The organism is Microbacterium sp. MYb66 (genome assembly GCF_002979435.1).
Classification (GTDB): domain Bacteria; phylum Actinomycetota; class Actinomycetes; order Actinomycetales; family Microbacteriaceae; genus Microbacterium.
The window spans coordinates 36,897-59,002 of record NZ_PCOV01000001.1; the positions used below are offsets into that span (position 1 = coordinate 36,897).

Here is a 22,106-nt window from a genome sequence, read left to right on the forward strand (position 1 = left end):
CGGAGGTCTCGACACGGTAGCGTAGGTGGGTGATGTCACGCGAGAGTCCGGGGCGAGGGCCGCTGTATCGGCTCTACACCAACCGGCTGCGCCGCCACCTCGATCCGGCTTCTGTGCCGCATCACGTCGCGATGATGATCGACGGCAATCGCCGGTGGGCGCGCCAGCTCGGACTCGACACTCCGGCGGAGGGGCATCGTGCAGGTGCCGCGAAGATGCGCGAGTTCCTGGGGTGGTGCGACGAGCTGGGTGTCCGGGTCGTCTCGCTCTACCTCCTCTCCAGTGACAATCTGCGAAAGCGCGACTCCGGGGAGCTCGCCGACCTGATCGAGATCATCGCCGAGCTCGCGGAATCGCTGTCCCGGGAGGAGAACTGGCGCGTCAAGCACGTCGGGCGCTCCGACATCCTGCCTGCCGAGCTTGCCCGCGTGCTCGCAGACGCGGATCAGCGCACGAAGGATCACACCGGCCTGCACGTCAACCTCGCCGTCGGCTACGGCGGACGCAACGAGATCGTCGACGCCGTGCGGAGCATCATCACCAAGCATGAGGCGTCCGGCGGGACGATGGAGGATCTGGCCGCCCACCTGACTCCCGAGATGATCGGGGAGCACCTGTACACCGGAGGGCAGCCCGACCCCGACCTGGTGATCCGCACGAGCGGAGAGCAGCGGCTCAGTGATTTCCTCCTCTGGCAGAGTGCGCACAGCGAGTTCTACTTCGTCGAGGCGCTGGGCCCCGACCTGCGACAGGTGGACTTCCTGCGGGCGATCCGCGACTACGCCGATCGCGACCGCCGTTTCGGTCGCTGATCGGGCCTGTGGCGCGCGCGGGGGCGTGCCACAATGACGCAGTGAGCACTTTCCAGGACTATGTCGACACGTTCGACAACGAGTCCGGCTACCTGAACTGGGCGGCCTTCGGTCCGCTGTCGCCGTCGGTCCGGGAAGAGGTGTTCGCCGACGCCGACCTGCTCGGCAGCGGGCGGCCGTCCTCCCTGTCCCTGGTCGCGGAGCGCGTCGGCCAGGCGCAGGAGATCGTCGCCGAGCTCCTCGACGCGAACGCCGACGATGTCACCCTCCAGCCGTCTTCGACCAACGGCCTGATGCATGCGTTGTTCGGCCTGTCCGGCGCGGTGATCGCGAGCACGGCGGAGTTCCCGAGCGTCAGCCTGACCGTGGAGCGCGCCGCGACGGCTTCGGACCACGCGGTGACGCCACGGTGGATCACGCCGGAGGACGGGCGGGTGACCTCGGATGCGGTGGCGGAGGCTCTCGATGACGAGGTCGTCGCTCTGGCCGTGAGCCACGTGGACTTCCGCACCGGGTACCGTGCAGATCTTGCGGCGCTGCGCGAGAGCATCGGTCCCGACCGCCTGCTCATCGTCGATGCGGTCCAGTCGTTCGGCGTGATCGACGTCGACTACAGCGCGGCCGACGTCGTGGTCGGCCATGGCTACAAGTGGTTGCGCGCCGGTCGTGGCAGTGCGTTCGCGTGGTTCTCGCCGCGGGCCAGGGAGCGGATCGTCCCGGTGCTCTCCGGCATCACCGGAACGACGGCCGCCGGTCTGTTCGTCGACGAGCTGCCCGCACCGGCGGCCTCGGCGCGGGCGTACACGATCAGCCAGCCGGACACCCTCGCTGCCGGTCGGCTCGCGATCGGGGTGCGCGACATGCGCGACGCGGGTGTCGCTGCCATCGAGGAACGCCTCGCAGAGCATGTCGACACAGTCATCGAGATCGCCGATCGCCACGGCATCGAGGTGAGCTCGCCGCGTGAGCGCAGCCAGCGCGCGGGCATCGTCGCCCTCGCCCCGGAGGAGCCCGCACGTCTCGCCGCCGTCCTCGCGAACGCCGGCATCGTCGTGACCGCACGCGGCTCGTCGGTGCGGATAGCTCCCCACGCCGGCACCGACGCGGCGACTTTCGAGCTGCTCGACGAGACACTGCGCGCTTTCGGCAACGAGACGTTCATCAGCGCGTAACGAATCGCTGGCGTGTCGAGATCGGGTTAAGCGCCCCCGTGGTCGTACGTTCTAGGCATCGGGCAAGGAGCCCGTTCGAGTCGGCCTCAGGTTGACGGCTCGTGACCCCCTGGTCGACTCGTTCGAATAGCCGGGATTCCCCCGGGTCGGGAGTGGGTCGTGACCACACGTACAGCGCAGCAGTCCACCAGCACCGCGCAGCAGTCCACCCGTAAGACCACGAGACGCGCATCGTCCGCTGATCCGGACCAGGATCTGCGCACCTACGTACTCGACACCTCCGTGCTGCTGAGCGATCCGCAGGCCTTCTTCCGTTTCGCCGAGCACTCCGTCGTGCTCCCCGTCGTCGTCATCACCGAGCTCGAAGGCAAACGCCACGACCCGGAGATCGGCTACTTCGCGCGGCAGGCGCTGCGTCATCTCGACGACCTGCGCATCGAGCACGGTCGCCTCGACTTCCCGGTCGAGGTCGGGGAAGGCGGCACCCTTCGAGTGGAACTCGCGAACACCGACTCCTCGGTCCTGCCGGCAGGCATCCGTCTCAGCGACAACGACACCCGCATCCTCTCGGTCGCCATGCATCTCTCCCAAGATGGACAGGACGTCACGATCGTGTCGAAGGATCTGCCGATGCGCGTCAAGGCGGCGTCGCTCGGACTGCGCGCGGAGGAGTACCTCGCCGAGCAGGCGGTGGATTCCGGCTGGACCGGCATCTCGACGCTCGACCTCTCCGGCGACGACATCAGCGACCTCTACGAGAGCGAGGTCGGAATCAGCGAGGAGGCTCGCGGACTGCCGGTGAACACCGGCCTGATCATCCACTCCGAACGCGGATCGGCGCTCGGGCGGGTCACCGGCGACGGCGAGTACCGACTGGTACGCGGCGACCGCGACATCTTCGGCATGCACGGCCGATCTGCGGAGCAGCGCATCGCGATCGATCTGCTCCTCGACCAGGAGGTCGGGATCGTCTCGCTCGGCGGCCGTGCCGGCACCGGGAAGTCCGCGCTCGCGCTGTGCGCGGGGCTGGAAGCCGTGCTGGAGCGGCAGCAGCAGAAGAAGATCATCGTGTTCCGCCCGTTGTTCGCGGTCGGCGGGCAGGAGCTCGGTTATCTCCCCGGAGACCAGGGCGAGAAGATGGGCCCGTGGGGACAGGCGGTGTTCGACACCCTGGGATCGGTGGTGTCCGGCAATGTCGTCGAAGAGGTCATCGAACGCGGCCTGCTCGAGGTGCTCCCGCTCACCCACATCCGCGGTCGGTCCCTCCACGACGCCTTCGTGATCGTGGATGAGGCGCAGTCGCTGGAGCGCAACGTGCTGCTCACGGTGCTGAGCCGGATGGGACAGAACTCCCGTGTGATCCTCACGCACGACGTCGGCCAGCGCGACAACCTCCGCGTGGGTCGGCACGACGGAATCGCGAGTGTGATCGAGACGCTGAAGGGACATGACCTGTTCGGCCACGTGACCCTGATGCGCTCCGAGCGCTCCGCGATCGCAGCCCTCGTCACGGAGCTCCTGGAGGGTGGAGAGCTCAGCTGACGACGGAAACAGCGGATGCCGCGAGGAACGAGTCCTCGCGGCATCCGCTGTTTCGCGGTATGGATCAGCCCGGGTGGGTCATCGACAGCAGGTCGAGCTTCTCGTCGAGCTGCTCCAGGGTGAGGTCACCGCGCTCGACGTAGCCGAGGTCGATCACGGCGTCGCGCACCGTGATGCCGTTGGCGACCGAGTGCTTCGCGATCTTCGCCGCAGCTTCGTAGCCGATGAGCTTGTTCAGCGGCGTCACGATGGAGGGGCTCATGCCTGCGAACGCGGCGGCGCGGTCGAGGTTGGCCTGCAGGCCGTCGATCGTCTTGTCGGCGAGCACCCGCGAGGCGTTCGACAGCAGGCGGATCGATTCGAGGACCGCGGTGCCCATCACCGGGATGGCGACGTTCAGCTCGAAGGAACCGGATGCTCCGGCCCAGGCGACCGTCGCGTCGTTGCCGATCACGCGGGCGCAGACCATGAGCACGGCCTCCGGTACGACCGGGTTGACCTTCCCGGGCATGATCGAGGAGCCGGGCTGCAGGTCGGGGATGTGCAGTTCGCCGAGCCCCGTGTTGGGGCCGGAGCCCATCCACCGCAGGTCGTTGTTGATCTTGGTCAGTGAGACCGCGATCGTGCGCAGCGCACCGGACGCCTCGACCAGGCCGTCGCGGTTGGCCTGCGCCTCGAAGTGGTCCTTCGCCTCGGTGATGGGCAGCTCGGTCTCGGCCGCGAGGAGCGCGATGACCTTCTGCGGGAAGCCGAGGGGGGTGTTGATGCCGGTGCCGACCGCGGTGCCGCCGAGCGGGACCTCGGCCACGCGGGGGAGGGCAGACTGCACGCGCTCGATGCCCAGGCGGATCTGGCGCGCGTAGCCGCCGAACTCCTGGCCGAGCGTCACGGGCGTCGCGTCCATGAGGTGCGTACGTCCGGACTTGACGGCATCCTTCCACAGCTCCGCCTTCGCCTCGAGGGCGACGGCGAGGTGGTCGAGCGCGGGGATGAGGGTGTCGATGAGCGCCTGGGTGACCGCGATGTGCACCGAGGTCGGGAACACGTCGTTCGACGACTGCGAAGCGTTCACATGGTCGTTGGGGTGAACCGTCGCACCGAGGATGCGCGTCGCGAGGGTCGCCAGCACCTCGTTCATGTTCATGTTCGACGAGGTGCCGGAGCCGGTCTGGTAGGTGTCCACCGGGAACTCGCCGTCGTGCGCACCCGAGGCGACCTGGTCGGCGGCCTGCGCGATCGCGTCGGCGATGGCACCGTCGAGAGTGCCGAGCTCCTTGTTGGCGAGCGCTGCGGCCTTCTTGATCCGCGCCAGGGCGGCGATCTGGGTCGACTCCAGCCCCTTGCCGGAGATCGGGAAGTTCTCCACGGCGCGCTGGGTCTGCGCTCCGTAGAGCGCGTTCACGGGTACCCGCACCTCACCCATGGTGTCGTGCTCGATGCGGTAGTCCTGCTCGGTCATTCCGAACCCTCCTCGGTTACGGGGTCAGTTCCCTCGGTTTTGACGCCGTCGGCGTCGATTCCGACCGTGATCACGGGCACCGCGGTGCCTTCGGCCAGACGATAGTTGGCGCCGACGATGCCCAGGCGCCCGGCGGCGACGGCGTTGCTGATGACTTCGGACGACTGGAGCAGATCGCTCACCGTGTTGCGCAGGTGCTCGATGCCGACGAGTTCCGCGTCGATCTCGGCCACGGTCGTCCCGCCGTTCTCTGCCAGGACCTTCCGCGCGGCGGGGACGATGGGTGCGATCAGCTTCCAGATGTGCGGCGGCAGCGGGGCGGCGTCGATCGCCGTGCCGTCGATGGCGGCGCGGACCGCACCGCACGAGTCGTGGGCGAGCACGACGATCAGCGGCACCTCGAGGACCGCCACGGCGTATTCGAGGCTCGCGACGATCGACTCGCCGATCACCTGGCCGGCGTTGCGCACCACGAACAGGTCGCCGAGACCGAGGTCGAAGATGATCTCGGCGGCGAGGCGCGAATCCGAGCAGCCGAACAGGGTTGCGACAGGATGCTGCGCCGCTGTCAGGTCTTTGCGTCGCGCGACGTCCTGGTTCGGGTGGCGCGGTTCGTCGCGGACGAAGCGGCGGTTGCCCTCCTGCATCTGCTGCCAGGCGGCGGCAGGGGTGAGCGGGTGCGTCATGAGGCCTCCGAGATGGTGCGGATCTGGGGGATGAGCGACTCGGCGAGCTCGGCGGTCGAGTCCGCCGAACGTGCGCCGTAGAGCAGGATGTAGTCGTCGCCCGCCTGCGTGCCGATCGCGTAGGTGACGTTCGCGTTCGACTCGGCGCTGCCGGGCTTGTAGACGTCCCAGTCGAGGCCGCCGATGCGCACCGTGTCGGTCGGCGCGATGCCGTTCAGGCGCTGCGGTGCCCATGATGAGTCGGCGTCGAAGGCCTGGGCGACCTTGATGAAGCCGCGTTCCTTGTCGGACTTGGGGGCCAGAGTGACTTCCCAGACGACCGTGGCGCCGCCCTGCATCTCGGCACGGTTCGCGCGCCAGAAGTCGCCGAGCTCGGGGATCAGGACGGGACCCTCCATGCTCGATTCGACGCCCGCGGCGATGCCCGCCACGTCGACCGGCTTGGCATCCACGGGCTCACCGCGGGGAACGGCGAAGATGATGACAGCGACGACGGCGACCGTCACCAGCAGAGCGGCGACGAGGTTGCGGAAGGTCTGGCTGGATCGATACGCCTTGCTGGATGCCGCTTTGCGGGCAGCCGTCTCCTCCGGCGTCTCGGGGCGCCCGAGCTCGGCGATGATCGGGGGCGGCTTGCTCATGACTCTCCCCGGGACGTCTCCGCGTCGGATGCCGCGGCTCGGGCGGCATCCAGACGACGCTTCGCGCCGAGGAGCCATTCCTCGCAGCGGGCGGCGAGGGCTTCACCGCGTTCCCAGAGCGCCAGCGAGTGCTCGAGGGTCGGGGAGCCCTGTTCCAGCTCGGCGACGACCTTGACGAGCTCGTCACGGGCTGCCTCGAACGACAGCGTGTCCACGGGGGTGTCGTTCAGGGCGCTCACTCCTCCATCCTACGTCGTGCGCCGCCGGCACTCGGCTCAGACGTCTTCGGCGATCTCGCCCTCGGAACGGGCGGCCAGCGAGCCTCGATCGAGCGTGATCGTGAGCGAACTCCCGGCCGGCGCCGCCGCGGCGTCGCGCAGGATCACGCCGCCGTCGAGGTGAGCGATCGCGTACCCGCGCGCCAGCGTCGCGGCGGGGGAGAGCGCCCGGAGTGAGGCGCGAAGCTCGCCCGTGCGTCGGCCCGCGTCGTCGAGGTGGCGATTCACGGCATCCCGGCCCCGGGAGAGCAGGAGCCACGTCTCCTGGGCGCGCGCGTCGATGATCGGGGCAGGGGAGCGCAGGACCGGTCGGGAGCGCAGCTGCTCCAGCTGCGCGATGTCGTGCGAGAGGCGCTGCGTGAGGCGGGTCGTGGCCCGGGAGCGGAGCTGGGCGATGAGTGCCCGCTGCTCGCCGACGTCCGGGACCACGCGCTTGGCGGCGTCGGTCGGCGTCGATGCGCGAAGGTCGGCCACGTCGTCGAGCAGCGGATGGTCGTTCTCGTGCCCGATCGCGCTCACGACGGGCGTGGACACCGCGGCCACGGCGCGCACCAGCTTCTCGTCGCTGAAACCGAGGAGTGTCTGCGGGTCGCCGCCGCCGCGGGCGATGATGATGACGTCGACCTCGGGGTCGGCATCGAGCCGGGCGAGCGCGGCGAGGGTGTCGGGGACGCACCGGTCGCCCTGCACGGCGGCGTACTCGGTGCGGAAGCGCACCTGGGGCCATCGCAGCTCGGCGTTGCGATGCACGTCTTTCTCGGCGTCCGATCGCTCACCGGTGATCAGACCGATCACGTGCGGGAGGAACGGCAGGCGCTTCTTGCGCGCGGAGTCGAAAAGCCCTTCCTGCCGCAGCTGGACGCGGAGCTTCTCGAGACGTTCGAGCTGGTCTCCCAGCCCGACGTGCTTCATCGACGACACGGTGAAGCTGAAGTCGCCGGACTTGACGAAGTAGTCGGCCTTGACCGCGGCCACGACATGATCGCCGACGCCGATGTCGGAGGGGATTCGCCCGCGCACACTCGACCAGACGCGGATCGAGATCTGCGCATCGGAGCGGGTGTCCTTCAGCCGCGCGAAGACATTGCCCGCCCGTACGTTCCAGGACGTGATCTCGCCTTCGACCCAGACCGTGTTCCACCGTGCGATGAAGTCGCGGATCGTCGCGTTCAACCGGGTGACGGAGGTGGGCGCGTCGGCGGTGGAGTCGCGGGGTGCGACGGAATCGGCGGGTGGCGTCTCGCCCTGCCCCGTCGTCGCTTCGAAGACTGTCATCCGCTCCCGTTCCTCCCCGTGGGGCTCTCCGGCCTCGCACAGCTGCGCGGCGGTAGAATCCAGGGGTGACTTCGACTGCCGTTCATCTCCCCATCCCCCGCCTTCCACGAGTGCGTGCGGCGGCCGGGCGGCTTCAGGATAACCCGGTGGTGGGACACAAGAGGGTTCTGCTCGCTGCTCCGCGCGGATACTGCGCAGGTGTCGATCGTGCGGTCGTGGCGGTCGAGAAGGCGCTCGAGCGTTACGGGGCTCCCGTGTACGTGCGCAAGCAGATCGTGCACAACATCCATGTCGTCACCGAGCTCGAGGCCAAGGGTGCGATCTTCGTGGAGGAGGTCGACGAGGTTCCCGAGGGCGCGCACGTCGTGTTCAGCGCGCACGGAGTGTCTCCCGCGGTCGTGAACGCGGCAGCCGATCGCGGACTGCACGCGATCGACGCGACCTGCCCGCTGGTCACCAAGGTGCATCGCGAGGCCGTGCGGTTCGCCCGCGACGACTTCGAGATCCTGCTCATCGGCCACGAGGGCCATGAAGAGGTCGAGGGGACCGCGGGTGAGGCCCCCGAGCATGTCACCGTCGTCAACTCGCCCGAAGAGGCCGACACCGTCGTGGTGAAGGACCCGAACAAGGTCGTGTGGCTCTCGCAGACCACGCTCTCGGTCGACGAGACCATGGAGACGGTCAACCGTCTGCGCACGCGCTTCCCGGAGCTGCAGAATCCGCCGTCCGACGACATCTGCTACGCGACCCAGAACCGTCAGGTCGCCATCAAGAAGGTCGCCGCCGGTGCCGACCTCGTGATCGTCGTCGGGTCGTCCAACTCGTCCAACAGCGTGCGCCTGGTCGAGGTGGCCCTCGAGTACGGCGCCAAGGCGGCGTACCGGGTGGATTACGCCGAGGAGATCAAGCAGGAGTGGCTCGACGGCGTCGAGACGGTCGGCATCACCAGCGGCGCATCCGTGCCGGAGGTGCTGGTGCGCGAGGTCCTCGACGCGATCGGAGACGCCGGCTACCGCGACGTCGAAGAGGTGAAGACGGCCGAGGAGGACCTCATGTTCTCCCTGCCGAAGGAGCTGCGCCAGGACGCAGCAGGACAGCGCGACGCCCGTGCTCTCGGCGGACGTGCATCCGGAGCAGGCGCGTAGAGTTGAGCGCCGCGGAAGCGGAGCCCACCCTCATCGGGTCGGTGCAACGTGCTCTGCGGCTGGTCGACATCGTCGCCAATTCGCCGCGACCGCTTCCGCCCAAGATGCTCGCGGCCATCACCGGGCTGACACCCGGAACCACGTACAACCTCGTGCGCACCCTCGTGCACGAGGGATATCTCGCCTCCGAGCCCGACGGCCTCGTGCTCGGGTCGCGGTTCCCTTCGTTCCAGCAGCAGATCGACTCGCGGGGAGTCTTCCTCGCACGGGTTCGCGCGGCGCTCCGCGACGTGACGGAAGGCCTGGGAGCGACCGCGTACCTGTCCCGCTTCGACGACGGCGAGATGCATCTGGTCGACATCGTCGACGCGGTGCGCAACCCTCGCGTCGAGCTGTGGGTGGGATTGCAGTCCAGCGCTCATGCCACTGCGTTGGGCAAGCAGATCCTCGCCGAGCTGTCGGACGCCGATCGACAGGACTATCTCTCCCGGCATCGTCTGGAGGAGTTGACGCCGCGCACCATCAGCGACCGCTCGACGCTGCTGACCCAGCTCGAGCATTCGCCGGGTTGGGCGGTCGATCAGGAGGAGTATGTGATCGGAGCGACCTGCGTGGCCGTTCCGGTCCTCGCTCCGGGTGTCACCGCGTCGCTCGCGATCTCGCTGCCTGCGGATCGAGCGGTGGTCGACCGTGCCCTCGTGTCGACGCTCCAGCTCACGGCGCGCCGGCTTTCACTGCAGCTCGGTGCCGATTCGCTCGATGGCGGATCGGGAGCCGAGTTCACTATCTGAAGTAAGAGCCCTGGCGCTGCGGCATGCGTTTTCCTATGATCGAGAGAACAGCGGCATACGTGAGCGCTGCCGATCGCCTCAAGCGTCCCCAGCGCTGGCGGTCAATCTGGATGAGGAGCGTCCCCAGCGCTTCCCGTCCGCGGCCCCGAGAAGTCCCCACTTCTGCGGGGCCGCTATCGTCTCCGGGCTTCGGACCCGGCCCCGCCCGCTGTGAACCGGGCGGAGCTTGTGCGGTTAGCATTGCGGGATGACCGATCAGCGGCCCCAGTACGGCGAACTCGCGACCCCCGAGGAGCAGCGACGAGCCGCCGGCCTGCCGCCGCTCGACGAAGTCGTCATCGCACCGCCCACGGCGCCCGCCCCGGCATCCGTCTCCGAACCGAAGCGGGCGAGTGAGCCGCGCACCCGGTCGCACCAGGTCGACCGCCTCGTGACGATCGCGTTGCTCGCGTACGGCTTGGTGAACGTCGTGCTCACGGGCCTGTCGTATCTCGATTTCCCGAGCGTGATGAACCAGACCATGAAGATGGTCGGCATCGAGGGCGAGTTCACGAATTTCGCACAGGGGAGGACCTGGGGCACGGTCGCCGCGATCGTCCTCGTCGTCGGTTGGTCGCTCACCGCGGCGCTGTCGATCCGGCGTCTGCGCCGCGGTCGCATCACCTGGTGGCTGCCGATCGTCGGTGCGATCGCGACCATGTTCGTCGTGACGATCTGCGTCTCCGTGCCGATGATGAACGACCCGGCGTTCATCGCCTACCTCGAGCAGATGACCGCTCCCTGACCCCGATCGCCGATCACCGCGGAGCACGAGGCCTCGGGGATGCAGAAGGGGCCCGGCATGCAGCCGGGCCCCTTCTTGCGTGCGAGGTGACGATCAGCTCTTGGACTGGCCGTAGGAGCCGAGCTGACGGGTCGACTCGACGACGCGGGCGGCCATCGCCGACTCGGCGATCTTGCCCCAGGCGCGCGGGTCGTACTGCTTCTTGTTGCCGACCTCGCCGTCGACCTTCAGCACGCCGTCGTAGTTCTTGAACATGTAGTCGGCGATCGCACGCGTGTAGGCGTACTGCGTGTCGGTGTCGATATTCATCTTGATGACACCGTTGGCGACCGCGAGGGCGATCTCCTCATCGGTGGACCCGGAACCGCCGTGGAAGACGAGGTCGAGCGGCTTCGGACCGGTGTTGTACTTCGCGGCGACCTCGGCCTGGATCTCGCCGAGGAGTTCCGGGCGGAGCTTCACACCGCCGGGCTTGTACACGCCGTGCACGTTGCCGAAGGTGAGCGCCGCGATGTAACGGCCCTGCTCGCCGAGGCCGAGAGCCTGTACCGCCTGATCGACATCGGCGAACGTCGTGTAGAGGGCCTCGTTCGAACCTTCGTGCTGGACGCCGTCCTCTTCACCGCCGACGACGCCGATCTCGACCTCGAGGATGGCGTTGATGTTCTTCATGCGGGGGAGCAGGTCCTTCGCGATCTCGATGTTCTCCGCGAGCGGGACAGCCGAGCCGTCCCACATGTGGGACTGGAAGATCGGGTTGCGACCGGCCTTGACCTCTTCCTCGGAAGCGGCGATCAGCGGCTCGACGAAGCCGGCGAGAGCGTCCTTCGGGCAGTGGTCGGTGTGCAGGGCGACCGTGATCGGGTAGTTCTTCGCGACCTCGGTGGCGAAGCGGGCGAAGGCGAGAGCGCCGGTCGCGCGGGCCTTCACGGTGTGGCCGGCGAAGTAGTCCGCGCCACCCGTGGTGACCTGGATGATGCCATCGGAGCCGGCCTCGGTCAGGCCCTGGAGGACGGAGTTGATCGTCTGCGAGCTCGAGACGTTGAATGCGGGGTACGCGAAGCCGCCGGCCTTCGCGCGGTCGAGCATTTCGGCGTACTGATCCGGGGTGGCGACGGGCATGAGAACTCCTGCGATAGGGGAAGCCGGGACAGGTGCCACTCTATCGGGGCGCGCGTGCGCGTACCGCAGTCGGGGCCTCGGCTGCGGTACGTCGCTTCTGCTCAGTTGTTAAGAATCGCGTTTCCTTCTTCGGATCCGGGCCGAAAGGCGGGCTGTTCGGATGCCACGATGGCTAGGCTGACCGCATGGTGAGTCTGACAGCGGATCTGAGCCCTCTTCGTCCCGATCGCAACCTTGCAATGGAGTTGGTGCGAGCGACCGAGGCTGCGGCCATCCGCGCGGTGCCGTTCATCGGCCGCGGCGCGAAGGAGGCGGCGGACGGCGCCGCTGTCGATGCGATGCGCGCGTTCCTCGGGACGGTCGACTTCCAGGGCCGGGTCGTGATCGGCGAGGGCGAGAAGGACAACGCCCCGATGCTGTTCAACGGCGAGGTCGTCGGCACCGGTCGTGGCCCGCTCTGCGACATCGCGGTCGACCCCATCGACGGAACCTCCCTCACCGCGGCCGGCCGCCAGAACGCCCTCTCGGTGATCGCCGTGTCCGATCGCGGCACCATGCTCGACGCATCCACCGTCTTCTACATGGACAAGCTCGTCACCGGACCGGCGGGAGTCGGCGTCGTCGACATCCGCCTTCCCATCGGCGAGAACATCCGCAAACTCGCCGGCGCGCTCGACAAGCCCGTCGACGAGATCGTCGTCTCGGTCCTCAACCGGCCGCGCCACGAGCAGCTCATCCAGGAGATCCGCGACGCGGGGGCCGGCACGCGTCTCATGAGCGACGGTGACGTCGCCGGCGGCATCAACGCCGCGCGCCATGACGCCCGCACCGACATGTGCGTCGGCATCGGCGGGAGCCCGGAGGGCATCGTCACCGCGTGCGCGATCAAGTCGCTCGGCGGACACATCCAGGGGCGCCTGTGGCCGCGCGATGACGATGAGCGCCAGCGCGGAATCGACGCGGGGCTCGACATGGACAGGGTCTACGAGGCCGACGATCTGGTGCAGGGGAACAACACGATCTTCGTCGCGACAGGTGTCACGGACGGTCAGCTGGTCGCGGGTGTGCGCCGCGAGCGGGGATACGTGTACACCGAGAGCGTGGTGCTCCGCGGGGCCTCCGGAACGCTCCGCCGCATCGCTTCGGAGCACCTCGTCTCGAAGTGGCTCTGACGCTTTCCCGAGGAGCCCGACGCTGATTCGCGGCGGTGAGGCGCACCCATCGTTATCGAGCCGGTACCGGCTCGACAGGGCATGATCCACGCTTCTCCGGGGTGCCGTGTCACAATTGTCACTGGGTTTGTCGCCGTCGACGGAGCCGCCAGGCACCGCAGGCACAGGAGGGCGAACAGATGACAACGCAGCACACGAGCGGTTCGAAGCCCGCGCCGACGAAGATCATCACGACGAACACGGGGCGCATTCTCCGAGTGAGCGCCGACGCCGATTCCGCCGCGGCCGCGCCTCCGGTCACGAGTCCGCCCGCAACCGTCGTCGACCCGGCGCGTCGCGCCGACGTGCTGTTCCGCGTCCGCCGTGACGAAGGCCATGAGATCAGCGCCTGGTGGATGATCGGAGCATTCCTCGCCACCAGCGGTCTCGTCATCTTGCTGCTCAGCGGCGTTCCCGGTATCGCCTGACCGCTGTCGGCTCGTGCGTGCCGTCGGGCGCGCTTTCATTGGTCCGCCGACCGCCGACCGTCGAACGCTGACCGCTGACCGCGCCGGCGGCTGGTTGATCACTGCCCGTCGAGACGGAGCCGCACCTCTCCGACATCGGCGCGTACGGCCGGCTCTTCGCCCTGTGCGGCGGGACCGAGCGCGGTGTCATCGGCGCCGATCAGTTCGGGCGCGGTGAACCGTCTGCCCGTTCCTGCGGTCACCGGCGGGGCGGTCGAGAGAGCGGACGCGTCGACACCGGGGAACTGACGCGCCGTGACGAGCACGCGCGTCTCCAGAGAGCCAGCGAACCTGTTGTAGCTGTCGACGGTCCGCTCCAGAGCACGACGCAGATCGTCCGCGTGTCCGGCGAGCGTGCCCAGCCGGTCGTAGAGCTGCGTGCCGAGGGCGAGCAGTGTGCGTGCCTCGGACGAGACCTCCTGCTGCGTCCAGGTGAAGGCCACCGTCTTCAGGACGGCCCACAGGTTGACGGGGGATGCGAGCGCCACTCGTCGGCTGAATGCATAGTCGAGGAGAGTCGGGTCTTCGTCGATGGCCGCTGCCAGCAGCGACTCGCTCGGGAGGAAGCAGATCACGAACTCCGGGCTCGCATCGAGACCCGCCCAATAGGCCTTCTTGGCCAGAGCATCGATGTGCGCCCGAACCGCCTTGACGTGCTTCTGCATCAGTGCGCGACGCTGTGGCTCCTGTGCATCGCCGCCCGGAAGAGCGGACGCCTCGAGGTAGGCATCGAGCGGAACCTTGGCGTCGACGGCGATCGAGCTGCCACCGGCGAGGCGGATCACCATGTCCGGCCGTCCCTGGCCCCGGTCGGACGAGATCGTGGCCTGCAGGTCGAAGTCGATGTGACGGGTGAGGCCCGCGGCCTCGACGACGCGACGCAGCTGCGTCTCACCCCAGACTCCGCGTGTGGCCGTCGAGCGCAGAGCACCGGCGAGGGACTCGGTCGTCGCCCGGAGCGCTTCATCGGATTCCTGGGCGCGGCGCAGCTGCTCCTCGAGCGTGCCGAACTGCGCGTGTCTCTCCCGTTCGATCGCGGTGACTTTCGTCTGCATCTGCTGCAGGCTCTCCCGCACCGGAGCGAGGGCGGTCAGCACGGCGTTCTGCTGCTGCACGCGCTGCGCCTCGGCCCGCTGCTCGTTCCTCGAGTGCTCGACGGCATCGCGATAGAGATCGTACTGGCGGTCGCGGTCGTCGCGGGCTGCGGACAACTCGGCCTGGGCGCGCGCGAGATCTGCGGCCCCGCGACCCGCCCGCAGGAACCAGCCCACGGCGACACCCGCCGCGAGGGCGAGGAGGACGAGAACGACTGCCAGAGCATCCATGTGTTCATGATGCGGCCGGCATCCGACATTCCGAGGTCGCCGCGCACGGATGCGCCGCGGTGGATCAGGCGACGGCGCGTTCCAGGGCCGGCGCGACGGGTGCGGTCACCCGCAGGCTCAAGGCGTCGGCGAGAGCGAAGACATCGGGCGCACCGGCTCGGAAGGCCGCGTCGATCACGATCTGCGCGCAGGCACGGGCATCGGCGAGAGCGTCGTGGTGCGAGAACTCCGCGAACCCGGCGGCCGCTGCAGCGCTCGGCAGTCGGTACGAGTCGAGCTCATAGGTCTTGCGGGCGACCTGCAGGCTGCACAGCGAGCGGTAGGGCGGGCAGAGCAGCCCGGTGGCCTCCGAGGCACGGCGCAGGACGTTGAGGTCGAACCCGGCGTTGTGGGCGACGAGCACGTCGGCTCCGGCGAACGCGCACAGGCGGTCGAACTGGTCGACCCAGCTGGCGGCTGAGAGCACGTCCTCCGGCTGGATCCCGTGGATGCGCACGTTCCACTCCTGGAAGTCGTCGTGCCCGGGCGGGGGCTGGATCAGCCAGCCGGTGGCGGCCACGACTTCCCCGTCGCGTACACGCACGAGTCCGACGGAACAGGCGGAGGCGGGGCTGGAGTTCGCGGTCTCGAAGTCGATCGCAGTGAAGTCCAGTGGCACATCCCCACTTTCCCTCGCGTGCCCGGAGACCCGTCGCAGACTCGCCGTATGCTGGCGACATGGCTGAGGACATGGCGACGTCATTCGGAGCGCAGGCCGGGGACTACGAGGTCGGACGGCCCGAGTACCCCTTCGAGGCGGTGGCCTGGTTGCTCGAGCGGATGCCCGATGGTTCCCGTCGCATCGCCGATGTCGGAGCCGGAACGGGCAAGCTCACCAGGGTCCTCGCGCAGGCTCCGGATGCCGAGGTCGTCGCGATCGATCCCGACCCCGAGATGCTCGCGACGCTCCGTGCCGCGGTGCCGGGGGTGCCGACCTTCGTGGGGACGGCAGAGCGGCTGCCTGTCCCGGACGCGGGCCTCGACGCGGTCGTGCTGGGGCAGGCATGGCATTGGGTGGACCCGGTCGCCGGATCCGCCGAGGTCGGACGCGCGGTTCGCAGCGGGGGAGTGCTGGGACTGATCTGGAACATCCGCGACGATCGGGTCGAATGGGTGCGCCGCCTCACCGGGATCATGCACGGGAGCAACGCCGAGATCATGCTCGCCGAGGGCGGGCCCGAGGTCGCCGCCCCGTTCGGCGCCCTCGAAGAGGAGGCGTGGGAGTGGGTGCGACCGATCACTCGCGATCACCTGCACCGGATGGCGTCTTCGCGCAGCTACGTGATCACGGCATCCGATGAGGAGAAGGCGCGGATCCGCCGTGAGATGGACGAGCTCTTCGACGAACTCGGCCTCGACGACGGAGGTGTCATCGACCTTCCCTACGTGACCAGGGCCTTCCGCGCGGTTCGCGACTGAGGCGCCGCATCGGCTGCGGGTAGGCCCCCGCAGGATCGCCGGGCATCGGCCAGGTAGACTCGTGCCCCGTGGCTCTCACTATCGGCATCGTCGGCCTGCCCAACGTCGGCAAGTCCACCCTCTTCAACGCACTCACCAAGAACGACGTGCTCGCGGCGAACTATCCGTTCGCGACGATCGAGCCGAACGTCGGCGTGGTGAACCTGCCGGATCCTCGTCTCGAAAAGCTCGCGGAGATCTTCGGCAGCGAGCGGATCCTCCCGGCGGCGGTGTCCTTCGTCGACATCGCCGGCATCGTCCGCGGTGCGAGCGAGGGGGAGGGGCTGGGCAACAAGTTCCTCGCGAACATCCGCGAGGCCGACGCGATCGCCCAGGTCGTCCGCGGCTTCTCGGACGATGACGTCGTGCACGTCGACGGCGCCGTCAACCCGGCATCCGACATGGAGACCATCAACGCGGAGCTCATGCTCGCGGACCTCGAGACCGTCGACAAGGCGATCACCCGCTACGAGAAGGAAGTCCGCGGCAAGAAGATCGAGCCCCTCGTGCTCGAGACCGCGAACGCCGCGAAGGATGCTCTGGAGCGCGGCGTGCTGCTGTCGGTCGCAGGCATCGACCTGACACCGATCCGCGAACTGGGTCTGCTCACCGCGAAGCCCGTCATCTTCGTCTTCAACGTCGACGAGGGCGTGCTGACGGATGCTGCGCGCAAGGCGGAGCTCGCCGCGCTCGTCGCCCCCGCGAAGGCCATCTTCCTCGATGCGAAGATCGAGTCCGAGCTCATCGATCTCGACCCTGAGGATGCCGCCGAGCTGCTGGCGTCGACCGGCCAGGACGAGTCGGGGCTGGACCAGCTCGCCCGCATCGGCTTCGACACCCTCGGCCTGCAGACCTACCTCACGGCCGGCCCGAAGGAAGCGCGCGCCTGGACGATCCCCAAGGGCTCGAAGGCGCCTCAGGCGGCCGGTGTCATCCACACCGACTTCGAGAAGGGCTTCATCAAGGCCGAGATCGTCTCGTTCGACGATCTCGTCGAGACGGGCTCCGTCGTCGAGGCCCGGGCCAAGGGCAAGGCGCGCCTCGAGGGCAAGGACTACGTCATGCAGGACGGCGACGTCGTGGAGTTCCGCTTCAACAACTAGGTCCCGCTGCTCGGGCCGAGATGACCCGGCCGGGGTACGCCCTCAGAACAGCTCGGGAATCTGCTGGAGCAGCCAGGAGAAGCCGATCATGAACGTGGTCGCGACGGGGAAGACGCATGCGGCGACCAGGCCCGACCGGGATCTGGCCGGCTGCTCGCCTGGACCGACGATCGGTTCCTCTTGCACCCGACCCGCGAGGTAGGCGCGCAGCTGCATGAGGAAGCCGACGGCGAGCAGGACGACGCCGATGGCCGTGGCGCCCCAGACGTCTATCCGGCCGATGGTGTGAGGCAGAAGGAGGAGTGCGCCGACCATCGCGACGAGCAGCAGGGTCCAGCCGATGCCGCTGCGGACCGGATGGCGGGCGATCATCCGCAGCGGCACATCCGCTGCGAAGAGGAGCACGGCGAGCGATGCCGCGATGATCGCGAGCATGACGACGTGTCCGACGGTCACCGAGAGGGTGGATTCACCGGAGAACGCGGCCTGCGCGCTGAAGGTGGTGAGCAGCATGCCGGCCAGGCCGAGGACGAGGGCGAAGCCCCATTCGCGGCTGATCCGATGAGGCGACCGCGCGGGCTGCTCCGGCGCATCCTCCGTGGCGTAGGCCCGGGGCTCGCCGAAAGCGGTCTGTGCGCTCTCTCCGGACTCGGACACGTGACTCTCCACGAGCACGAGGGAGTCGCCGATCCGCGTTCCTGGAACGCCGAGGAGGCGCTGCTCGAGGACGAACTGCTCGATCCAGTCCTTGTCGACGCTCGGCGCCAGTCGCGTGTACGTGTCGACGGAGCCGAAGCCCTTCATCCCGCCCTTGTTCATCGTGACTCCCTCTCGGTTGCTGGTGGTCATCAGTTCTCGAGCGCCCCATCGGTGAGCTCTCGGGTGGTCTTCGTGAAGTCGGCCCAGAGTTCAGCCAGAGACCGGGCCTGTGCGCGTCCCTGATCCGTCAGGGAGAAGTACTTCCGGCCGGGTCCGCCTTCTCCCGGACGCCATTCGACTTCGACGAGTCCGGCCTCCTCGAGACGTCCGAGGAGGGGGTAGAGCGTGCCGCCCTTCACGTTTCCCAACCCGGCCGCGGCCAGGCTCTGGGTGATCGCGTACCCGTAGTTCGGGCCGTCGAGGAGGGCTCGCAGCACGCACACGTTCAGCACGCTTCTCATCCACTCGCTCGGCCACTGATCCGGGTTCATGACTAGACCATATCTCGGACTAGTCGCTCACGCAACTAGTCCGCTACGAGTTCCGGTCGAGACGGGCTCCATGATCGAGGCCCGCGCCGTGGGTGATCGGCCGCTGGTGGTCCGATGGCACCAGTCGTCCGGGCTACGCTCAGGTCGTGGCGCGAGTTGTATTCATGTGCGGCCCCGCAGGGTCAGGGAAATCGACGATAGCGCGCGCGCTCGAGGCAGATGGCATGGTCAGGCTTTCTTTCGACCAGGAGGCGTGGGATCGGGGTATCCGACGCATGCCGCTGTCTGAAGATGCTCATCGCGACGTCGCGGACGTCCTCCGTCGTCTGTTGCTCGATCTCATCGGCGAGGAACGTGATGTCGTGCTCGACTTCTCGTTCTGGTCGCGGGCCATGCGCGATGATTGGCGTCGGCTCCTGGAGCCCCACGGAATCGTCCCGGAGACGGTGTACGTCGCAACGGATCGGGCCACCTGCCTCGAACGCGTGGCCGCCCGCACTCACGCGCACGGCGACGATTTCGTCTTGAACGCGGCCACGGCTGCAGCCTACTTCGACCATTTCGAACCCCCGACTTCTGATGAGGGGCCGGTAAAGGTCGTCGTGACAGGACGGGTCGACCAAGCTATGGGTCAAGGGGTGATGGATTGACCTGCGGTAACGTCGTGGAGTTCCGCTTCAACGACTGAGCCCGACCGGACGGAGGACGCATGGCGACGGATGAGCTCCGTCCGGCAGCACGGCTCGGGGATGCCGGCATGTCCCTGGAGTTCAGCGATCCGCAGTTCGATGAGTCGGGCAATCTGCGGTATCTGCAGGCGCGCCTGCACGGGACTCGGCTCGATGCTCAACTGACCTTCTACGTCTACGAAGCCGCCGAGCTCGTGCGTTACTTCCGTCGGCTCGATGACGACTGGCGCGGGTGGACAGGGGAGCGGCAATTCGAATCCGTGGAGAGCGATCTGGTGCTGAGTGCGCGCCACGTCGGGCGTATCGAACTCACTGTGACGCTGACGGGGGAAGCTGCCCGCGACCTCTCGGGCCATGTGGGCTGGACCTGTCAGGGGATCGTCGGAGTCGAGCCCGGGGAGGAGCTGTCCGGCTTCGTCCGTGACTTCGACGGCCTCGTCACACGACCGGCGCGATAGGGACGACGACCCCGCACGCTCCGCGTCCGCGCACGGCTCCCGCGGGTGACAGGATTGACGGATGACCGCAACACTCGTGGCCCAAGGGCTGGCCGGCGGGTACGGCCACCGCACTCTGTTCGACTCGCTCGACCTCACGGTCACGGCAGGCGATGTGGTCGGCCTCGTCGGAGCCAACGGGGCCGGGAAGTCGACGCTGCTGAAGCTGCTTGCCGGCGTCGACGAGCCGCAGGCCGGCACGATCAGACTCGCACCTGCCGATGCCTTCGTCGGCTGGCTCCCGCAGGAGCATGAGCGCATCGTCGGTGAGAGCGTCGCCGACTACATCGGCCGTCGCACGGGCTGCGCGGCGGCGACCGCCGACATGGATGCTGCGGCCGCAGCCCTGGGCGATCCGTCGCTCGCGGCTCCGGGAACAGATCCCGCCGACACCTACTCGACGGCCTTGGATCGGTGGTTGGCCAGCGGTGCCGCGGACCTCGACGAGCGGCTGCCCGCCGTGCTCGCCGACCTGGGTCTCGACTTGGGCGACGATGCTGCCGATGCCATGATGACGTCGTTGTCGGGCGGACAAGCGGCCCGGGTCGGCCTCGCCGCGCTGCTGCTGTCGCGGTTCGACATCGCCCTGCTCGATGAGCCGACCAACGACCTCGACCTCGACGGGATCGAGCGGCTCGAGGCATTCGTGCGCGGACTCCGGGGCGGTGTGGTGGTGGTCAGCCATGACCGCGAGTTCCTGGCCCGTTGTGTGACGAGAGTGCTGGAGCTCGACCTCGCGCAGGGCAGCAACCGGGTGTTCGGGGGCGGCTACGACTCGTACCTGGAGGAGCGGGCGACGGTTCGCCGACACCAGCGCGAGAAGTACGACGAGTTCGCCGACAAGAAGGCCGATCTGGTGTCCCGCGCTCGAACCCAGCGCGAGTGGTCGAGTCAGGGTGTGCGCAACGCCATGAAGAAGGCGCCCGACAACGACAAGATCAAGCGCAAGGCCTCAGCCGAGTCGAGCGAGAAGCAGGCGCAGAAGGTTCGTCAGATGGAGAGCAGGATCGCCCGACTCGAAGAGGTCGAGGAGCCGCGCAAGGAGTGGCAGCTCGAGTTCACGATCGGCTCGGCTCCGCGCTCCAGCTCGGTCGTCTCGACGTTGAGCTCTGCCGTGTTCCAGCAGGGTTCCTTCCAGCTCGGGCCCGTGTCGCTCCAGGTGAACGCGGGGGAGCGCATCGGCATCACGGGCCCCAACGGCGCGGGGAAGTCGACGCTGCTCCGTGGGCTGCTCGGGCGGCAGAGTCCGGATGACGGATCGGCCAGCCTCGGCGCGAGCGTGGAGATCGGCGAGATCGATCAGGCGCGGGCGCTGCTCGTCGGGTCGCAGCCGCTGGCGGTGGCGTTCGAGGAACTCGTGCCGGCGATGGCATCAGCTGACGTCCGCACCCTCCTCGCCAAGTTCGGGCTCAAGGCCGATCACGTCACCCGCGCGGTCGACGAGCTCTCACCGGGCGAGCGCACGCGTGCGGGTCTGGCGCTGCTCCAGGCGCGCGGTATCAACCTGCTCGTGCTCGACGAGCCGACCAATCACCTCGACCTGCCGGCGATCGAGCAGCTCGAACAGGCGCTCGAGTCGTACGAGGGGACCCTGCTGCTCGTCACACACGATCGGCGGATGCTCGCAACGGTGCAGACCGACCGTCAGTGGCGGGTGGAGGCCGGTCAGGTCTCGGAGCTCTGAGGGCGCGGTCGTCGCCCTCGTGAGCGACGAGGGGGACGGTCGGGATACGCTGGAGCACGGCGGCTCTGGTCGCGGTCCGGTCGCAGGCGTCCGCCGTGGACGTTCCGCCTGAGTTCCTGACACCGACGGCACGAGGAGATTGACGCCGATGACCGACACCCAGATCTTCGAGCCCGACGGCCGCGCGATCCCCTTCGTCGACGAGGGAGACGGGCCCGTGAAGCTCGTCCTGATCCAGGAGCGCGATGTCGCGGCCGACGTCCTCGGCGTCGTCGCACACTACCTCGCCGAGGAAGCGGGCTTCCACGTGCTGCGCATCGGTCACCGTGCCGAGGTCAAGGGCGAAGACGTCTCGCTGGACGCCCGGGTCGACGATGCGCTCGCCGTGATCGACCACGTCGGGTTGGGCGACACCTGGATCGGCGGCCACGGCTTCGGCGGCACCATCGCGAGGGCGTTCGCCGTCGCGCACGCCGACCGCGTGAACGGCCTGGCGCTGCTCGGCGTCGAGGAGAACGAGACCCCGCTCGCCCCGGTGATGCCCGTGCTGATCATCCAGGGCACCAAGGACCTCGTCACTCCCTTCGTGAACGGCGAGAAGCTGCAGTCGACGGCGCCGGAGCGTGCGAGCGTGAAGAGCATCGACGGGGCGGATCATCTCTTCCCGATGACCCACCCGATCGAGACCGCGGTCGTCATCGAGGAGTACCTCGACTGGGACTGAGCAGCGAGCGCC

The 22,106-nt window shown here is 68.3% G+C and carries 24 protein-coding genes; 14 read left to right on the forward strand and 10 right to left on the reverse strand.

From position 1 onward, the window contains the following. Positions 1-32 precede the first annotated feature (32 nt). The 3 genes from CQ045_RS00180 to CQ045_RS00190 all read left to right on the forward strand — a co-directional run bounded on the left by CQ045_RS00180 (position 33) and on the right by CQ045_RS00190 (position 3,526). Complete coding sequence (locus CQ045_RS00180) at positions 33-812, forward strand: isoprenyl transferase (RefSeq protein WP_105720689.1); 780 nt, start codon at positions 33-35, stop codon at positions 810-812. 41 nt (positions 813-853) lie between these two features. Next, entirely contained in the window at positions 854-1,984 is a 1,131-nt protein-coding gene (locus tag CQ045_RS00185) for an aminotransferase class V-fold PLP-dependent enzyme (RefSeq protein WP_105720690.1), read from the forward strand. Between the two features lie 159 nt (positions 1,985-2,143). Beyond that, entirely contained in the window at positions 2,144-3,526 is a 1,383-nt protein-coding gene (locus CQ045_RS00190; protein WP_105720691.1) for a PhoH family protein, read from the forward strand. 64 nt (positions 3,527-3,590) lie between these two features. On the opposite strand, the gene CQ045_RS00195 is transcribed toward CQ045_RS00190, so the two are convergent. The 5 genes from CQ045_RS00195 to xseA are packed head-to-tail and all read right to left on the reverse strand — an operon-like array spanning position 3,591 to position 7,865. Then, positions 3,591-4,985: an aspartate ammonia-lyase gene (locus tag CQ045_RS00195; protein WP_105720692.1), complete on the reverse strand. Its 1,395-nt coding sequence runs from the start codon at positions 4,983-4,985 to the stop codon at positions 3,591-3,593. Beyond that, positions 4,982-5,671 carry a carbonic anhydrase gene (locus CQ045_RS00200; protein ID WP_105720693.1) on the reverse strand — a complete coding sequence of 230 codons (690 nt, stop codon included), beginning with the start codon at positions 5,669-5,671 and terminating at the stop codon, positions 4,982-4,984. The genes CQ045_RS00195 and CQ045_RS00200 overlap by 4 nt, the downstream gene beginning before the upstream one ends. After that, the gene (locus CQ045_RS00205; RefSeq protein ID WP_105720694.1) at positions 5,668-6,312 is read right to left on the reverse strand and encodes a DUF4245 family protein; all 645 of its coding nucleotides are present in this window, start codon (positions 6,310-6,312) and stop codon (positions 5,668-5,670) included. Before CQ045_RS00205 ends, CQ045_RS00200 begins: the two co-directional genes overlap by 4 nt. After that, entirely contained in the window at positions 6,309-6,551 is a 243-nt protein-coding gene (locus tag CQ045_RS00210; RefSeq protein WP_105720695.1) for an exodeoxyribonuclease VII small subunit, read from the reverse strand. The genes CQ045_RS00205 and CQ045_RS00210 overlap by 4 nt, the downstream gene beginning before the upstream one ends. 36 nt (positions 6,552-6,587) lie before the next feature. After that, on the reverse strand, positions 6,588-7,865 hold the full coding sequence (gene xseA / locus CQ045_RS00215; protein ID WP_105720696.1) for an exodeoxyribonuclease VII large subunit: 1,278 nt from the start codon (positions 7,863-7,865) through the stop codon (positions 6,588-6,590). Between the two features lie 92 nt (positions 7,866-7,957). On the opposite strand from xseA, the gene CQ045_RS00220 reads away from it, so the two are divergent. The 3 genes from CQ045_RS00220 (at position 7,958) to CQ045_RS00230 (ending at position 10,585) form a co-directional block, all read left to right on the forward strand. Continuing rightward, positions 7,958-9,010: a 4-hydroxy-3-methylbut-2-enyl diphosphate reductase gene (locus tag CQ045_RS00220; protein ID WP_374955008.1), complete on the forward strand. Its 1,053-nt coding sequence runs from the start codon at positions 7,958-7,960 to the stop codon at positions 9,008-9,010. A 2-nt stretch (positions 9,011-9,012) separates the two neighbouring features. Then, the gene (locus tag CQ045_RS00225; RefSeq protein WP_105720698.1) at positions 9,013-9,801 is read left to right on the forward strand and encodes an IclR family transcriptional regulator; all 789 of its coding nucleotides are present in this window, start codon (positions 9,013-9,015) and stop codon (positions 9,799-9,801) included. 247 nt (positions 9,802-10,048) lie between these two features. Next, the gene (locus CQ045_RS00230; RefSeq protein ID WP_105720699.1) at positions 10,049-10,585 is read left to right on the forward strand and encodes a DUF6264 family protein; all 537 of its coding nucleotides are present in this window, start codon (positions 10,049-10,051) and stop codon (positions 10,583-10,585) included. A gap of 93 nt (positions 10,586-10,678) precedes the next feature. Here CQ045_RS00230 and fbaA read toward each other — a convergent pair whose 3' ends face one another. After that, entirely contained in the window at positions 10,679-11,707 is a 1,029-nt protein-coding gene (gene fbaA / locus CQ045_RS00235; RefSeq protein WP_105720700.1) for a class II fructose-bisphosphate aldolase, read from the reverse strand. Positions 11,708-11,892: 185 nt separating this feature from the next. On the opposite strand from fbaA, the gene glpX reads away from it, so the two are divergent. Both glpX and CQ045_RS00245 read left to right on the forward strand, forming a co-directional pair. Continuing rightward, positions 11,893-12,879, forward strand: coding sequence for a class II fructose-bisphosphatase (glpX, locus tag CQ045_RS00240; protein WP_105720701.1), 987 nt, complete (start codon positions 11,893-11,895; stop codon positions 12,877-12,879). A 179-nt stretch (positions 12,880-13,058) separates the two neighbouring features. After that, positions 13,059-13,346: a hypothetical protein gene (locus CQ045_RS00245; protein ID WP_105720702.1), complete on the forward strand. Its 288-nt coding sequence runs from the start codon at positions 13,059-13,061 to the stop codon at positions 13,344-13,346. A 98-nt stretch (positions 13,347-13,444) separates the two neighbouring features. Here CQ045_RS00245 and CQ045_RS00250 read toward each other — a convergent pair whose 3' ends face one another. Beyond that, a complete protein-coding gene (locus tag CQ045_RS00250) occupies positions 13,445-14,710 on the reverse strand; it encodes a DNA recombination protein RmuC (protein WP_105720703.1) in 1,266 nt (421 codons plus the stop codon). Between the two features lie 64 nt (positions 14,711-14,774). Then, a complete protein-coding gene (locus tag CQ045_RS00255; protein ID WP_105720704.1) occupies positions 14,775-15,368 on the reverse strand; it encodes a 3'-5' exonuclease in 594 nt (197 codons plus the stop codon). 59 nt (positions 15,369-15,427) lie between these two features. On the opposite strand from CQ045_RS00255, the gene CQ045_RS00260 reads away from it, so the two are divergent. Together CQ045_RS00260 and ychF are read left to right on the forward strand one after the other, a co-directional pair. Continuing rightward, on the forward strand, positions 15,428-16,168 hold the full coding sequence (locus tag CQ045_RS00260; protein WP_105720705.1) for a class I SAM-dependent methyltransferase: 741 nt from the start codon (positions 15,428-15,430) through the stop codon (positions 16,166-16,168). 68 nt (positions 16,169-16,236) lie between these two features. Then, entirely contained in the window at positions 16,237-17,310 is a 1,074-nt protein-coding gene (gene ychF / locus CQ045_RS00265; protein WP_105720706.1) for a redox-regulated ATPase YchF, read from the forward strand. Between the two features lie 42 nt (positions 17,311-17,352). On the opposite strand, the gene CQ045_RS00270 is transcribed toward ychF, so the two are convergent. Next, on the reverse strand, positions 17,353-18,159 hold the full coding sequence (locus CQ045_RS00270; RefSeq protein ID WP_105720707.1) for a hypothetical protein: 807 nt from the start codon (positions 18,157-18,159) through the stop codon (positions 17,353-17,355). Continuing rightward, positions 18,159-18,500 (reverse strand): PadR family transcriptional regulator, encoded by a 342-nt coding sequence (locus CQ045_RS00275; protein ID WP_105720708.1) that lies wholly within the window; start codon positions 18,498-18,500, stop codon positions 18,159-18,161. Before CQ045_RS00275 ends, CQ045_RS00270 begins: the two co-directional genes overlap by 1 nt. A gap of 146 nt (positions 18,501-18,646) precedes the next feature. Here CQ045_RS00275 and CQ045_RS00280 point away from each other — a divergent pair, with 146 nt between their 5' ends. The 4 genes from CQ045_RS00280 to CQ045_RS00295 all read left to right on the forward strand — a co-directional run bounded on the left by CQ045_RS00280 (position 18,647) and on the right by CQ045_RS00295 (position 22,094). After that, on the forward strand, positions 18,647-19,150 hold the full coding sequence (locus CQ045_RS00280) for an ATP-binding protein (protein WP_258130824.1): 504 nt from the start codon (positions 18,647-18,649) through the stop codon (positions 19,148-19,150). A 59-nt stretch (positions 19,151-19,209) separates the two neighbouring features. Further along, positions 19,210-19,647, forward strand: coding sequence for a DUF6228 family protein (locus CQ045_RS00285; RefSeq protein WP_105720710.1), 438 nt, complete (start codon positions 19,210-19,212; stop codon positions 19,645-19,647). Positions 19,648-19,708: 61 nt separating this feature from the next. Further along, positions 19,709-21,370 (forward strand): ABC-F family ATP-binding cassette domain-containing protein, encoded by a 1,662-nt coding sequence (locus CQ045_RS00290; protein ID WP_105720711.1) that lies wholly within the window; start codon positions 19,709-19,711, stop codon positions 21,368-21,370. A 148-nt stretch (positions 21,371-21,518) separates the two neighbouring features. Beyond that, the gene (locus tag CQ045_RS00295; RefSeq protein WP_105720712.1) at positions 21,519-22,094 is read left to right on the forward strand and encodes an alpha/beta fold hydrolase; all 576 of its coding nucleotides are present in this window, start codon (positions 21,519-21,521) and stop codon (positions 22,092-22,094) included. Positions 22,095-22,106: the final 12 nt, after the last annotated feature.

Coding starts and splice junctions, on each gene's coding strand:
- CQ045_RS00180 (WP_105720689.1), top strand. CDS start 33: ATGTCACGCGAGAGTCCGGGGCGAGGGCCGCTGTATCGGCTCTACACC.
- CQ045_RS00195 (WP_105720692.1), bottom strand. CDS start 4,985: ATGACCGAGCAGGACTACCGCATCGAGCACGACACCATGGGTGAGGTG.
- CQ045_RS00200 (WP_105720693.1), bottom strand. CDS start 5,671: ATGACGCACCCGCTCACCCCTGCCGCCGCCTGGCAGCAGATGCAGGAG.
- CQ045_RS00205 (WP_105720694.1), bottom strand. CDS start 6,312: ATGAGCAAGCCGCCCCCGATCATCGCCGAGCTCGGGCGCCCCGAGACG.
- xseA (WP_105720696.1), bottom strand. CDS start 7,865: ATGACAGTCTTCGAAGCGACGACGGGGCAGGGCGAGACGCCACCCGCC.
- CQ045_RS00230 (WP_105720699.1), top strand. CDS start 10,049: ATGACCGATCAGCGGCCCCAGTACGGCGAACTCGCGACCCCCGAGGAG.
- fbaA (WP_105720700.1), bottom strand. CDS start 11,707: ATGCCCGTCGCCACCCCGGATCAGTACGCCGAAATGCTCGACCGCGCG.
- glpX (WP_105720701.1), top strand. CDS start 11,893: ATGGTGAGTCTGACAGCGGATCTGAGCCCTCTTCGTCCCGATCGCAAC.
- CQ045_RS00245 (WP_105720702.1), top strand. CDS start 13,059: ATGACAACGCAGCACACGAGCGGTTCGAAGCCCGCGCCGACGAAGATC.
- CQ045_RS00250 (WP_105720703.1), bottom strand. CDS start 14,710: ATGGATGCTCTGGCAGTCGTTCTCGTCCTCCTCGCCCTCGCGGCGGGT.
- CQ045_RS00260 (WP_105720705.1), top strand. CDS start 15,428: ATGGCTGAGGACATGGCGACGTCATTCGGAGCGCAGGCCGGGGACTAC.
- CQ045_RS00270 (WP_105720707.1), bottom strand. CDS start 18,159: ATGACCACCAGCAACCGAGAGGGAGTCACGATGAACAAGGGCGGGATG.
- CQ045_RS00275 (WP_105720708.1), bottom strand. CDS start 18,500: ATGAACCCGGATCAGTGGCCGAGCGAGTGGATGAGAAGCGTGCTGAAC.
- CQ045_RS00285 (WP_105720710.1), top strand. CDS start 19,210: ATGGCGACGGATGAGCTCCGTCCGGCAGCACGGCTCGGGGATGCCGGC.
- CQ045_RS00290 (WP_105720711.1), top strand. CDS start 19,709: ATGACCGCAACACTCGTGGCCCAAGGGCTGGCCGGCGGGTACGGCCAC.
- CQ045_RS00295 (WP_105720712.1), top strand. CDS start 21,519: ATGACCGACACCCAGATCTTCGAGCCCGACGGCCGCGCGATCCCCTTC.